Origin of the sequence: Streptomyces sp. KL109B (genome assembly GCF_030766935.1) — a bacterium.
GTDB lineage: Bacteria > Actinomycetota > Actinomycetes > Streptomycetales > Streptomycetaceae > Streptomyces.
Genome location: NZ_JASERL010000009.1, coordinates 59,081 through 72,064 on the forward strand (window position 1 = coordinate 59,081; position 12,984 = coordinate 72,064).

Sequence of the window (12,984 nt, forward strand, 5' to 3'; positions counted from 1 at the left end):
GCCCGATTGAGCGTAAAAGGCCCCCCAAGACAATGTCAAAGGTCGGTAAAGTGAACTGGTCGACGGCTGGGTGGAATTGGCTCGAACTGATCGTTAACGGGTCGCCACCTTCGTCGGCCACCACCTGCTTCACACCCAACTCGCCGCACGGGTCGGCGAATTCCCGGGACGTGAACTGGGTGCCCGTCGGCGCCGAGGCTGGTGTCGAGGACACCGTGTGGGGTCCCGGCGGATGCCGGGACCCCACACGACCGGCATCAGAGCGCGGCCAGCACCTTCTCCACCACACGGTCGGCCGCGAGACCGTACCGGTCGTGCAGCGTCGGCAGCGCGCCCGCGTCGATGAACTCGTCCGGCAGCGCGATCGGCAGCACCTGCTTGCCGAGCCCCGTACGCACGGCCGCGGACGCCACCGTCTCGAAGAGGCCGCCGACGACGGTGTGGTTCTCCAGCGTCACGGCGAGCCGGTCACCGGCCAGTTCGCGCAGCACGGTCTCCTCGTCGAACGGCTTGAGCGTCGGCGAGTGCACGACCGCCACATCGACGTTGTGGGCGGCCAGCTTCTGAGCCGCTTGCAGCGCCCGCATCGTCATCAGGCCGCTGGAGACGAACACGACGTCGCGCCCGCCGCGTACGACCTTCGCCTTGCCCAGCTCGAAGCTGTAGTCGTACTCGTCGAGCACGAGCGGCACCTTGCCGCGCAGCAGCCGCAGATACGTCGGACCGTCATGGGCGGCGAGCTGCGGGACGGCCTGCTCGATGTCGAGGGCGTCGCACGGGTCGACGATGGTGAGGTTCGGTATCCCGCGGAAGATCGCGACGTCCTCGGTCGCCTGGTGGCTCGGCCCGTAGCCGGTGGTGAGGCCGGGGAGTCCGCCGACGACGTTGACGTTCAGGTTCGGCTCGGCGATGTCGAGGCAGATGAAGTCGTAGGCGCGGCGTGCCGCGAACACCGAGTACGTCGACGCGAACGGCACGAGGCCCGTCTCGGCCATGCCGGCCGCCGCGCCGAACAGCAGCTGCTCCGCCATCCCCATCTGGAAGAACCGGTCGGGGTGCGCCTGCGCGAAGACGTGCATGTCGGTGTACTTGCCGAGGTCGGCGGTGAGGCCGACGATCCGCTGGTCCTGCTCGGCCGCGGCGGCGAGTGCCTTGCCGAAGGGGGCGGGGGAGGTGCGCTGCCCCGGGTCGGCGAAGGAGGCGATCATCGCGGATGTGGTGAGCCGCTTGGCCGGGGTGGGGGTGGTGGTGCTCATCGTGCCGCTTCCGTTTCCTTGTCCTCGCCCGCCGGGGAGTGTGCCGGGGCGCCCGCTTGGTGGCCCGCCGTCAACTGCTCTCGGCACACCGCCCATTCGTGCTCGTCGATCCGCATGAAGTGCGCCTTCTCGCGCGTCTCCAGGAGCGGCACACCGCGCCCGATACGGGTGTCGCAGAGGATCACGGACGGCTTGCCCTGTGCGGCGGCCGCCTCGCCCGCCGCGTCGAAGGCGCGCAGCAGCGCCTCGATGTCGTTGCCGTCCACGCGCTGCGTGAACCAGCCGCAGGCCTGCCACTTCTCCTCGGCGGGCTCGATGGAGAGCACGGAGTCGGTGGCGCCGTCGGCCTGCAGGGCGTTCATGTCGACGAGCGCGGTGATGTTGCCGAGCCGGTGGTGGTGCGCGCCCATCGCGGCCTCCCACGTGGAGCCCTCGTCGAGCTCGCCGTCGGAGAGGAAGTTGAAGACACGGGCGCCGTTGCCCTGGAGACGCAGTCCGAGCGCCATCCCGACGGCGACGGTCAGGCCGTGCCCGAGCGAGCCGCCGGAGATCTCCATCCCGGGCGTGTACGAGGCCATGCCGGACATCGGCAGGCGCGAACCGTCGGTGCCGTACGTGGAGAGTTCCTCGACGGGGACGGTGCCGGCCTCGGCGAGGGCGGCGTACAGGCCGATCGCGTAGTGGCCGGTGGACAGCAGGAAGCGGTCGCGGTCCGGCCACTCCGGCTCCTCGGCGCGCAGCCGCAACTGGTCGGCGTAGACGGCGGCGAGCATGTCGGCGACGCCGAGCGCCTGGCCGACGTAGCCCTGGCCCTGTCCTTCACCCATGGTCAGGACGTGGTGGCGCATGCGGTGAGCGGCTTCGCGGACGCGGCCGACGCGCTCGGGGAATGCGGCCCGTGCGGGGGCCTCGGTCTCGGATATCGCTGTCATGAGACTTTCTCGGTGGTGAGGGATACGGAAGAGGTGGCGCCGTCGAGGGCGCGCGTCCTGGCCGGTGCGGTCTCCGGGGTGACGAGTGCGGCGGCCACGGAGGCGACCCCCAACAGGCAGAACAGGACGGCGGGGCCGGTCCAGCCGATCCACCCGTACAGGGCGGTCGCCGCGAAGGGCAGCAGGCCCGCGACGAGGGACGCCAGGTTGTAGCCGAGGGAGATGCCGGAGGAGCGGACCTCGCGGGGGAACTGCTCGGAGAACCAGGAGGACTCGACGGCGAAGATCGGGTCGTGACTGAGCACCAGGCCCAGCACGACGGCGATCACGATGAAGATGGTCGTCCCGGTGTTGACCAGGAGGAACATCGGGAATCCGAAGGCGATGGTGAAGACGGCGCCGATGAGGAAGACCGGTTTGCGGCCGATCCGGTCGGACAGCGCGCCGAAGAACAGATGGCTGCCGAGGCCGATCACCGAACCGACGATGGTGCCCAGCAGGACGTCGTTGCTGGTGCCGAGATCGGCCAGACCCACGTACGACAGGACGAAGCTGGTCGTGACGTAGTAGCCGCCGGTCTCCGCGAGCCGCAGCATCGTGATCTTGAGGACGATGCGCCAGTCGCGGCGCAGCACGTCCAGGGCGGGCGCCTTGCGGATCTCGCCCTTCTCCTTCATCTGCGTGAACTCGGGCGACTCCTTGATCCGCAGCCGGATGAAGAGGCCGACGGCCACCATCACGATGGAGAACAGGAACGGCGCACGCCACACCCAACTGCCGCTGAACAACTGCTCGCTGACCAGGAACGTGCCGTTGGCGAGCAGCAGCCCGGCCGGGATGCCGATTTGGGGCACGGCCCCGTACCGGCCGCGTCGGTGCGGCGGCGCGTGCTCCACGGACATGAGGACCGCGCCGCCCCATTCCGCTCCGAAGCCGATGCCCTGCAGCACGCGCAGCAGGATCAGCAGCAACGGCGCGATGACGCCCACCTGTTGGAAGGTGGGCAGCGCGCCGACGAGGACGGTCGCGACGCCCATCAGCATGAGCGAGGCGTTCAGGACGGTCTTGCGTCCGATGCGGTCGCCGAAGTGTCCGGCGAGATAGCCGCCGAGCGGGCGGAAGAAGAAGCCGACGGCGAGGGTGGCGAAGGAGGCCAGGACGCCGACGAGCTGGTTGTCGGTGTGGAAGAACTCAGTTCCGAAATAGGCGGCGGACGCGGTGCCGTAGATGAAGAAGTCGTAGCTCTCCACCGCGGATCCCACCATGGAGGCCAGGGAGACCTTGGCGGGACTGTCGCGGTGGGGCGCGTCGGCGGCTCTGCTGACAGCGCTCATGGGTGGCTCCTTGTTCGGCCGCGGGGAGGGGCGGGATCGGCGCCGCGCCCCTCCCCGCGGGATCAGGGGGTCTGGTACGTCTCGATGACGCGGGAGTCGTCGTGCGCGGCGAGACCACGGTCGGCGGCGGCCAGGTAGCGGTCGCGGGCGAGATCGAGCAGGGGAGTGGCGGCGTCGGCGGAGCGGGCCGCCTCGGCGACCAGGCCGCTGTCCTTGACGAAGATGGAGACGGCGCTGGTGACTTCGACGTCGGTGCCGCCGAGCATGCGCGGCCCGCGGTCGGACAGCAGATACGACCCGGCGGCGCCGCCCTCGATCAGACCGAGCACCTGCGCGGGGTCGAGGTCGAGGGAGGAGGCCAGGTTCAGGGCCTCGGCGGCGGCGACGATGTGGACCGAGCACAGGTGCTGGTTGACCACCTTGATGGCCTGCCCGTCACCGGCCCGCTCGCCGACGGTGCGCACCGTGCCGCAGGGGCTGAGGATCGGGGCGACGGCGGCCACGTCGTCGGCGGCACCGGCCGCGAAGATCGTCAACTCGCCGGTACGCGCGCGTGCCACGCCGCCGGTCACCGGGGCGTCGACCACCCGGGCGCCGGCCGCGGCGAGCCGCTCGGTCTGCGCGCGCACGGCGTCCGGGCCGACCGTGCTCATGATCACCCAGTGCCGGCCGGCCTGATCGGGACGGGCCGCGAGAGCGTCGTCGACGAGCGCGCCGAGCTGATCGGGGGTGGCCACCATGACGATCGTCGTGGTGGCGTCGGCGGGCGCGGCGCCGATCGCGGGGACGGCGGCCGCGAGCCCGGCCTCCTTTGCGCGGTCGGCGGCGCCGGGCGCCGTGTCGACGCCGGTGACGGTGTGTCCGGCGGCGGCGATGCGGGCGGCCATGGGGAGGCCGATGGCGCCGATACCGACGAAGACGAGGGGAGAAGGGGTCATCAGGTGTTCCTTGGTGCGCGAGGGAGGCGGCCGACGGGCCGGCCGTCCGTGAACGTCAGTGGTCTGAGGCGTCGGTGTGGGCCGAGGTGTCGGTGAACGAGGACCACACCTCGAAGTGCCGGCGCATGGCCGCGCGGGCACCCTCGCCGTCCCGCCCGTCGATGGCCTCGACGATGCCGTAGTGCACGGTGTCGATGACCAGGCTGCGGCCGGGCGGCAGCGGGACCTGCGTGGCGAGCTCGCGCCGGTCCACCAGCTCGCTGCGCAGGGCGTGGCTGAGCGCCTCGTGCATGAGGTCGAACACCGGATTGCCGACGATCTCGCACAGTCGCCGGTGGAAGTCGAGGTCCGCCTCCAGGGCGACGGCCGACTCGCCCGCTGCGGTGGCGCGCACCATCTCGTCCACCAGGCCGCGCAGTTCGTCGACGTCGTCGGCGGTGGCGCGGCGCGCGGCGGCCTCGGCGAGCGCCGTCTCCAGGATTTCGCGGGCGGAGCGGAACTGCGGCTGCGTCAGATGTCCGAGCTGCCCGGCCATGTCGAAGTACAGCTGGAGAAAGGTCGCGTCGGGCGCGGTGAGGAAGGAGCCGCGGCCCTGCGTGCGGTCCAGGAACCCGAGGTGCTCGAGGATCGACAGCTGTTCGCGCAGCGCGCCCCGGCTGATCTCGAGCCGGGACACCAGCTCCCGCTCGGTGGGCAGCCTCAGCCGCCCGCCCTCCGTGTCCGGCGTGCTCTGCTCCGAGAGCGCGCGGACCAACTGCGGCAGGTCGAGTGCCACGGCGGCCTCCTGGAATGACGACTCGTACGACGGTCGACCCACTTTGGTTCGACCAATGTGAGGAGGCTAGGACTGTCCACACTCGCAGGTCAATGCTTTGGTACAACCAATCTCAAGGTGACGGCCGGGGTCAGGTCGCCCCTGTGCGGAGGTCTGCGCTCCTACGCGGGGATCTGCGCTCCTACGCGGAGGTCTCCGCTCGCACTGGCGGCCGTGTCCGCCGCCGCGCGCTCCTCGCGGCCCCAGGTCTCGCGGGTCACGAGGGCCGAGACCAGGCCGAGCAGGCCGTAGGCGAGGAAGAGCAGGGCCGGGCCCAGCCAGCCGAGCCACATGTACAGCAGCGTCGTCACGAAGGGCGTCACGCCGGAGATCATGGCCGAGATCTGGTAGGCCAACGAGGCGCCCGACGAGCGCGTCTGTGCCTGGAACAGTTCGGGGAACCAGGCGCCCTGCGCCCCGGCCAGGGCGTTCTGGCACACGCCGTAGGAGATCACCAGGGTCAGGACGATCACCGGTACGGCGCCCGTGTTGACCAGGAGGAACATCGGGATCGCCCACACCGCGCAGAAGAGGGTCACCCACAGGTAGAGGGGGCGGCGCCCGATCCGGTCGGTGAGTGCGCCCCAGCCGACGGTGGCGAAGATGCCCAGCGCGGCGGCGATGCACAACGCGAGGATCGTCTCGCCGCTGGAGGCCAGCTGTCGGTCCTTCAGGTACGAGATCATGTACGTGACGGCCACCGCGTAGCCGGCCGTCTCCGCCAGGCGCAGGCCGATGCCGCGCAGCACGTTCTGCCAGTCGTTCCTGATCACCTGCGCGATGGGGGCCTCGGCGATCTCCCCGCTGTCGCGCACGTCCTCGAAGACCGGGGACTCGGGCACCTTGGAGCGCACCACCAGGCCGACGATCACCAGGATCATGCTGGCGAGGAACGGCACGCGCCAGGCCCAGTCGCCCGGCAGGTGCACCGACCCGAGGAAGACCAGGTTGGCCAGGAGCAGGCCGATCGGGAAACCGGACTGCACGATCCCGGTGAAGGCGCCCTTGCGGCGCCATGGGGCGTGTTCGTACGTCATCAGGATCGCGCCGCCCCACTCGGCCCCGTAGGCGACACCCTGGACGATGCGCACGATCGCCAGCAGCGTCGGTGCCAGCATGCCGACGGTCGCATAGGTCGGCAGCAGGCCGATGGCGAAGGTCGCGAGGCCCATCACGATCAGCGAGGCGACCAGCACCGGTTTGCGGCCGATCCTGTCTCCGAGGTGGCCGCCGATGACGCCGCCCACCGGGCGGGCCACGAAGCCGACGCCCAGCGTCGCGAACGCGGACAGCGTCCCCACCAGCGGGGACGCATTGGGGAAGAACGCGTCCCCGAAGTACAGCGCCGCCGCGGTGCCGAAGCCGATGAAGTCATAGCTTTCGATCACGCCTCCGGCGGTGGAACCCCAGGCCACCCGGCGGGCGTCGGGCGTCCCGTGGACGGGGCCGCGCATGGTCAGCGCCTCGTTGCGCATCTTGATCGCCTCTCTGTAGCGCCAGGGGCCGCCGTGCTGGAGCACGAGCGGCCGCACTGCTGACAGCGAGCATCACCTCAGCTCGCACAGAGGTGTTTGTCAACAGCTCTGGACGGGATGAATACCCGCGATCAAGCGCTCGAATGGCAATTGACTGGGAGGCATTGACGTCTGTTGACAGCGCATTGTTAACATCGCTGGCCATGGAACGACAGCAATGGCCGGGCTGCTCCTCGATCAGCTTTCGGCACCTACCGCTCGCCGCCGCGCTGGCCACCATCGCGGACTGCGGATTCGACGAAATCGACCTCGGCGCCCTGCCGGGCGTGTGCGACCACGTGCCGTACGAGCTCACCGACCCGGCCGTGGACGAGGTTGCCGCCCAGGTACGCCGCTCCGGGCTGGCCGTCCGTTCGGTCAACGGCGACATCGGGGACCTCAACCGCCCCCTCGACGCCGAAGCGCGCCGCGAGCGCGACGCCCACCTGCAGCGGCTCCTGCGGCTGTCGTCCGCCTGCGGGGCACGGGCCCTCGTGCTGCCCTGCGGAGCGTCCTCGCACGATCCGGTCGCCGGTTTCGAGGCCGACCTCGACCTGGTCGCCTCCGAACTGGCCCGCGCCGTACGGGCCGCGGCCGAGCACGGCCTCGCCATCTGGGTCGAGGCCCCCCACCTGTACCGACTGTGCTGGAACTCCGACCTCGCGGCCCAACTGGTCGCGCGCCTCGACCCGGCGATCGGGCTGGTCCTGGACACCAGCCACATTGCCGCCTCCGGAGGCGACCCCGCCGCGTTCGCCCACCGCTTCGCCGGCCGCATCACGCACGTCCACCTGCGCGATGCCACCCCCGACTACATCAACTGCAGCATCGGCAACGGCGACATCGACTTCCCCGCGGTCCTCACCTCCCTGCGCGCGACCGGCTACCAGGGGGGCGCCGCGCTGGAGTTGGAGACCCGCGACATCACGGACGACGAACGCCCCGCCGCCGCCGTCAAGGCTGCCCAGTACATCGCCGCCTTGTAGGAGCCCGTCGTTCGTGGCCTGACCTGGCCTGGCCAGTCCTGACCTGACCGCCCCCCGCCGCTACTAGCCCCGCCCCATTCGTCCCGCACCCACCCGCCCTGACCCGACCTCGACCTCCGCCACTGCCCCCACGCCCGCGACCAGCGCCGCCGCACCAGCGCCGCCGCACCAGCGTCCCGCGCACACGGCGGCGGGCCAAGGCCAGGCCCCGACACCCACCACCGGGAGACCCGCACATGACCAGCACTCAGCAGCGCACCGCCGTCGTCACCGGAGCCGGAGCCCCCCGCGGCCTCGGCCGCGCCACCGCCCTGCGCCTCGCCGCCGACGGCTGGGCCGTCGCCGTCCTCGACCTGGACGAAGCGGCCGCCAAGACCGTCGCCGAGGAGATCGCGGCCACCGGTGCCACGGCCTTCGCCCACCACGTCGACGTAGCCGACGAGCCCTCCGTGCTCACCGCTCGTGCCGCCGTGGCCGCCGAGGTCGAGGCCGGTCGGCTGCCCATGGTCGGTGCCGTCGTCAACATCGCCGGCATCACCTCCCCCGTCCCGTTCCTGGAGACGACCCTGGAGCTGTGGAACCGGATCATGGCCGTCAACGCCACCGGCACCTACCTGGTCACCAAGGCATTCCTCCCCGGACTCATCGAGGCCGGCTGGGGCCGCATCGTGAACATGTCCTCCGTCTCCGCCCAGCAAGGTGGCGGCGTCTTCGGCCGCACCCCGTACAGCGCCGCCAAGGCCGCCATCCTCGGCCTGACCAAGTCCCTGGCCCGCGAACTGGGCGCGGCGGGCGTCACCGTCAACGCGGTCGCCCCAGGCGCCGCCGACACCGACATCCGCGCCGCCGACACCAACGACCGTCTTGAAGCCGCCATCACCAGCGGCGTCCCTCTCGGGCGCCAGGCCACCGCCGAGGAGATCGCCGGCGTCATCGCCTGGCTGACCACCGAGGACGCCGGCTACCTGCAGGGCACCACGATCGACATCAACGGCGGCTCGTACCTCCACTGAGCCGCTTGGAGCGCTCCCGATGACCTACCTGTACAACGACCCGGCCGCCTTCTCCGAAGACGCCCTCGCCGGGTTCTGCGACCTGCACTCCGACACGGTGCGGCAGGTCCCCGGCGGCGCCGTGCGCGCCGCCAGGCCCGAGCGCCCGAAGGTGGCCGTCCTGCCGGGCGGCGGCTCCGGCCACTACCCGGCCTTCTACGGCCTCGTCGGCCCCGGGCTCGCCGACGGCGCGGTCAGCGGGAACCTCTTCACCTCCCCCTCCGCACAGGACGCCTGCTCGGTGGCCGCTGCCGCGCACTCCGGCGCGGGTGTCGTGTTCACCTACGGCAACTACGCGGGCGACGTCATGAACTTCGGCCTCGCCACCGAGCAGTTGCGTGCCCGCGGCATCCGCGCCGAGAGCGTCGTCGTCACCGACGACATCGCCAGCGCCCCCGCCGACCGTGTCGACGAACGCCGGGGCATCGCCGGTGACTTCACCGTCTTCAAGATCATGGGCGCGGCCGCCGAAGAGGGCCTCGACCTGGACCGCGTCGTACGCGCCGGCCGCAAGGCCAACGCCGCCACGCGCACCATCGGCACCGCCTTCGCCGGCTGCACCTTCCCCGGTGCGGCCGACCCGCTCTTCACCGTCCCCGATGGCCACATGGGCCTCGGTCTTGGCATCCACGGCGAACCCGGGCTGCGCGACGTGCCCCGCCCCACCGCCGACGAACTCGCCGCCGAATTCGTCCGGCGGCTGCTCGCCGAGAAGCCCGCCGGCGCGGGCGACCGCCTCGCCGTCCTGCTCAACGGACTCGGCTCGGTCAAGCAGGAGGAGCTGTTCGTCCTGTGGCCCCAAGTCGCCGGCCTGCTGCGGGCGTCGGGTCACACCCTGGTCCGCCCCGAGGTCGGTGAGCTCGTCACCAGCCTCGACATGGCCGGCGTCTCCCTCACGGCCACGTGGCTCGACGAGGAACTCGAACGCTGGTGGACCGCCCCCGCCAGCACCCCCGCCTTCCGCCGCGGAGCCCTCGAGCAGCGGACGGCCGCCGACCCCGAACACGCCGTGGAGGACGAGGAGTTCGGCGGGCCGCGGTTCGCCGCGTCCACAGCGGCCTCCCGGTCCCTGGCCGCCGACCTCGTCACCGGCATCGAATCCGTGCGCAAGGCGCTCGTCGCGGCGGAGGACCGGCTCGGCGCCATCGACGCCGTCGCCGGGGACGGCGACCACGGACGGGGCATGGTCCGCGGTATCGAGGCCGCCAACGCCGCGGCCGAGGCGGCCCTGCGCGCGGGCGCGGGCGCCGGCGACCTTCTCGCCACCGCGGGCGACGCGTGGGCCGACCGCGCGGGAGGCACCTCCGGAGTCCTGTGGGGAGCGGGACTGCGGGCCGCCGGAGAGACACTCGGCAACACCTCCGCCGAAGCCGACACGGCCGGCGCCCTCGACGCCTTCGCCGAGCGCATCGCCGCCCTCGGCGGCGCCCGGATCGGTGACAAGACCCTCGTCGACGCCCTGGAACCGCTGCGCACCCGACTGCGCGGTTCCCTCGCCGAGGGCCGCCCCGCCGCGCTCGCCTGGGCCGAGGCCGCACACGCGGCGCAGACCGCGGCCGACGCCACGGCGGAGCTGCTGCCTCGCAAGGGCCGCGCCCGCCCCCTCGCCGAGCGCAGCCTCGGCACCCCCGACGCAGGCGCCGTCTCGCTGGCCCTGATCGCACACACCGTCGCCGTACGACTGCAGGAGGAGGAGTGATGGGTTTCCGGATCGTCATTGGCTGCGACGACGCGGGCATCGACCACAAGGAGCGGCTCGCCGCCGATCTGCGCGAGGCCCCCCCCGCGTCGACGACGTCCTCGACCTCGGGGTGCATCGCGGCGGCGCCGACGAGCACCGCCCCTCCCCGGAGGTCGGCTTCGCCGCCGCTGAAGCGGTGCGGACCGGTGACGCCGACCGTGCCCTGCTGATCTGCGGCACCGGTATCGGCATGGCGCTGTCCGCCAACAAGGTGCCCGGCATCCGCGCCACCGCAGCCCACGACTCCTTCTCTGTGGAGCGCTCGGTCCTGTCCAACGACTGCCAGGTCCTCACCCTCGGCCAGCGCGTCATCGGCATCGAACTCGCCCGCAGACTGGTGCGTGAGTGGCTCGGATACGCCTTCGATGAGCACTCGGCCAGCGCGGCAAAGGTAAAGTTGATTTCCGAGTACGAGAAGTGCTGACCGGCAGTCGGAGCCGCAGCAGCGTCGACAGTCGGAGGGGGACGCACGTGGCGGGCGGGCAGGCAGCGGCGAAACAGCCCGGACGCAATCTGCGCCAGATGGCCGTGGACTCCCTGCGCCGGGCCATCACCACCGGCCAGTTCCCCCCGGGCAGTCACCTGGGCGAGGTGCAGGTCTCCGAGCAGCTCGGCATCAGCCGCGGCACGCTCCGCGAGGCCCTGCGCCAGCTCCAGCAGGAGGGCCTGGTCAGCTACGGCGACCGGGGGCGCGTCACCGTCCGCTCGATAGACGAGAAGGACATCGTCCACACCTTCACCGTCCGCGCGGCGCTTGAGGCCCTCGCGGGGGAGACGCTCGCCTCCAGCCCCTACCGCCGCGAGCACTGCCGGCGGCTGCGCGAGGCGGTCGACGACATGGAGCGCGCGTCCCATGCCTCGCTGGAGGCGCAGATCGAGGCCGACCTCGCCTTCCACGAGCTGCTGCTCCAACTCACCGGGAACGACGCCCTCGTGCGCTCCTGGAAGCTTCTCGAGGGGCCGATCCGCATGTGTTTCATGCACCGCGGCCTGGAACGCGCCCTGTCCAACATGCGCGCCCAACGCCACCGGGACATCGTCACCGCCATCGAATCCGGAGACGCGGCCGCGGCCCAGAAGGTGATCTCCGAGCACATGGTCGCCGCCGCGCAGTCGCTCCTCTTCGGCGACGTCCGCAATCGCCCGCGCATCCGCATCACCGACGACCAACCGGCGGATCAGGACTGAGCGGGCGACGTTCACTGGTACGTCGACAGGGCGGAGCGTGCTTCGGCGGGCGTAGGGGAAATGAGCACGGACCACGACGTTCAGCTGCCTGTTGATGCGGCGGACGTGCTGTCGCGGACCACCAGACGCGGCGTCATCGACACCTGGACGGCTCGGTCGCGCCGCCCCTCGACGCGTTCGATCAGGAGTCGTACGGCAGTTGACCCCATGTCGTGTCCTGCTTGGTCGACGCTGGTCAGTTGCACGGTGGCGAGATCGGCGACAGCCGTGTTGTTGTACCCGACGATGGAGACGTCGTCGGGTACGCGCAGCCCGAGTTCGTGGGCGGCCCGCCACACACCCATGGCCGCCACGTCCGCACCGGTGACGACCGCGGTGGGGCGGTGGCTCCCCGACAGCAGGCTCATCCCCGCCTTGTGGCCGCCTTCGTCGGAGTAGGCACCCTTGCAGACGCGCGTGAGGTCGGCCAGGCCGTGTCTCTCCATGGCCTGCTCGTATCCAGTCACCAGCTCGATCTCGGGGGTGTGGCGCCAGCGACTGCCCCGGGTGCCGGGCGAGGCGACCAGGGAGATGTGGCGGTGGCCGAGACCGACGAGATGATCCACGACGAGCCCGGCTCCCGCGGCGTCCGCGTCGGCCACGGAGTCGTGGACGTCAGAGGTGTCGTGATGGCCGATGACGACGGTCGGCGTCGCACGTGCCACGTTCAGGACCTCGTCGCGTGGGGTGCCGGGGGCGATCAGGATCAGCCCGTCCATCTGCCGGTCGACCATCGATTCGACGGTCTTGCGCTGGGCCTCGGCGCCGAAGCCCGCCGCGCCGATCAGCACCGTGTACTCGCTGGTGCTGAGTGCGTCCTGGACGCCGTCGAGGATGTCGGCGAAGAAGGGGTTGCGGATGTTGTCGAGGAGCACGCCGATCGTGTAGGTCCGCCCGCGCATGCCCCTCGCCGCCGCGTGGGGGCGGTAGTCGAGTTCCGCGATGGCGGCGCGCACCTTTTGCTGCATGCCGGTGCTGACTCCGTAGGCGTTGCGCAGCACCTTGGAGACCGCCGTGGTGGAAACGCCCGCGTGCCGTGCCACGTCCGTGATGGTGACGCGTTTCCCCCGCTGTCGACCCTGCTCCATGTGTGACGCTCCTCGAACCGTTCGCGACCCAATCCAGGTAACGGTTTACACGATAAGGGACGCACCCGGTGGGCCGGTCTCTGATTTCATCACGTTATCCAC

At 71.2% G+C, this 12,984-nt stretch carries 11 protein-coding genes and 1 pseudogene; 5 read left to right on the forward strand and 7 right to left on the reverse strand.

Annotated features, from left to right (window positions below):
• Positions 1 to 257: 257 nt before the first annotated feature.
• The 6 genes from RBJ65_RS27830 to RBJ65_RS27855 form a co-directional block, all read right to left on the reverse strand.
• Positions 258 to 1,256, reverse strand: a complete 999-nt coding sequence (locus tag RBJ65_RS27830; RefSeq protein WP_306322117.1) for a transketolase family protein — start codon at positions 1,254 to 1,256, stop codon at positions 258 to 260.
• Positions 1,253 to 2,188: a transketolase gene (locus tag RBJ65_RS27835; RefSeq protein ID WP_306322116.1), complete on the reverse strand. Its 936-nt coding sequence runs from the start codon at positions 2,186 to 2,188 to the stop codon at positions 1,253 to 1,255. The genes RBJ65_RS27830 and RBJ65_RS27835 overlap by 4 nt, the downstream gene beginning before the upstream one ends.
• Positions 2,185 to 3,522, reverse strand: a complete 1,338-nt coding sequence (locus tag RBJ65_RS27840; protein WP_306322115.1) for an MFS transporter — start codon at positions 3,520 to 3,522, stop codon at positions 2,185 to 2,187. The genes RBJ65_RS27835 and RBJ65_RS27840 overlap by 4 nt, the downstream gene beginning before the upstream one ends.
• A gap of 62 nt (positions 3,523 to 3,584) precedes the next feature.
• Positions 3,585 to 4,460, reverse strand: coding sequence for an NAD(P)-dependent oxidoreductase (locus RBJ65_RS27845; RefSeq protein WP_306322114.1), 876 nt, complete (start codon positions 4,458 to 4,460; stop codon positions 3,585 to 3,587).
• Positions 4,461 to 4,515: 55 nt separating this feature from the next.
• A complete protein-coding gene (locus RBJ65_RS27850) occupies positions 4,516 to 5,235 on the reverse strand; it encodes a FadR/GntR family transcriptional regulator (RefSeq protein WP_306322113.1) in 720 nt (239 codons plus the stop codon).
• Positions 5,236 to 5,396: 161 nt separating this feature from the next.
• Entirely contained in the window at positions 5,397 to 6,806 is a 1,410-nt protein-coding gene (locus RBJ65_RS27855; protein ID WP_306322112.1) for an MFS transporter, read from the reverse strand.
• Positions 6,807 to 6,952: 146 nt separating this feature from the next.
• Here RBJ65_RS27855 and RBJ65_RS27860 point away from each other — a divergent pair, with 146 nt between their 5' ends.
• The 5 genes and pseudogenes from RBJ65_RS27860 to RBJ65_RS27880 all read left to right on the forward strand — a co-directional run bounded on the left by RBJ65_RS27860 (position 6,953) and on the right by RBJ65_RS27880 (position 11,755).
• On the forward strand, positions 6,953 to 7,774 hold the full coding sequence (locus tag RBJ65_RS27860) for a sugar phosphate isomerase/epimerase (RefSeq protein WP_306322111.1): 822 nt from the start codon (positions 6,953 to 6,955) through the stop codon (positions 7,772 to 7,774).
• Between the two features lie 236 nt (positions 7,775 to 8,010).
• A complete protein-coding gene (locus tag RBJ65_RS27865; protein ID WP_306322110.1) occupies positions 8,011 to 8,787 on the forward strand; it encodes an SDR family NAD(P)-dependent oxidoreductase in 777 nt (258 codons plus the stop codon).
• A 19-nt stretch (positions 8,788 to 8,806) separates the two neighbouring features.
• Positions 8,807 to 10,525 (forward strand): dihydroxyacetone kinase family protein, encoded by a 1,719-nt coding sequence (locus RBJ65_RS27870; protein ID WP_306322109.1) that lies wholly within the window; start codon positions 8,807 to 8,809, stop codon positions 10,523 to 10,525.
• Positions 10,525 to 10,991: pseudogene (locus RBJ65_RS27875) on the forward strand (RpiB/LacA/LacB family sugar-phosphate isomerase). Before RBJ65_RS27870 ends, RBJ65_RS27875 begins: the two are co-directional and overlap by 1 nt.
• 47 nt (positions 10,992 to 11,038) lie before the next feature.
• The gene (locus RBJ65_RS27880) at positions 11,039 to 11,755 is read left to right on the forward strand and encodes a GntR family transcriptional regulator (RefSeq protein WP_306322108.1); all 717 of its coding nucleotides are present in this window, start codon (positions 11,039 to 11,041) and stop codon (positions 11,753 to 11,755) included.
• 80 nt (positions 11,756 to 11,835) lie between these two features.
• Here the strand turns inward: RBJ65_RS27880 and RBJ65_RS27885 are convergent, their stop codons facing one another.
• On the reverse strand, positions 11,836 to 12,882 hold the full coding sequence (locus RBJ65_RS27885) for a LacI family DNA-binding transcriptional regulator (RefSeq protein WP_306322107.1): 1,047 nt from the start codon (positions 12,880 to 12,882) through the stop codon (positions 11,836 to 11,838).
• Positions 12,883 to 12,984 lie beyond the last annotated feature (102 nt).

Bases quoted from the DNA above. Each gene is read 5' to 3' on its own strand.
- RBJ65_RS27830 (WP_306322117.1), bottom strand. From the start codon at position 1,256: ATGAGCACCACCACCCCCACCCCGGCCAAGCGGCTCACCACATCCGCG.
- RBJ65_RS27835 (WP_306322116.1), bottom strand. From the start codon at position 2,188: ATGACAGCGATATCCGAGACCGAGGCCCCCGCACGGGCCGCATTCCCC.
- RBJ65_RS27840 (WP_306322115.1), bottom strand. From the start codon at position 3,522: ATGAGCGCTGTCAGCAGAGCCGCCGACGCGCCCCACCGCGACAGTCCC.
- RBJ65_RS27845 (WP_306322114.1), bottom strand. From the start codon at position 4,460: ATGACCCCTTCTCCCCTCGTCTTCGTCGGTATCGGCGCCATCGGCCTC.
- RBJ65_RS27860 (WP_306322111.1), top strand. From the start codon at position 6,953: ATGGAACGACAGCAATGGCCGGGCTGCTCCTCGATCAGCTTTCGGCAC.
- RBJ65_RS27865 (WP_306322110.1), top strand. From the start codon at position 8,011: ATGACCAGCACTCAGCAGCGCACCGCCGTCGTCACCGGAGCCGGAGCC.
- RBJ65_RS27870 (WP_306322109.1), top strand. From the start codon at position 8,807: ATGACCTACCTGTACAACGACCCGGCCGCCTTCTCCGAAGACGCCCTC.
- RBJ65_RS27885 (WP_306322107.1), bottom strand. From the start codon at position 12,882: ATGGAGCAGGGTCGACAGCGGGGGAAACGCGTCACCATCACGGACGTG.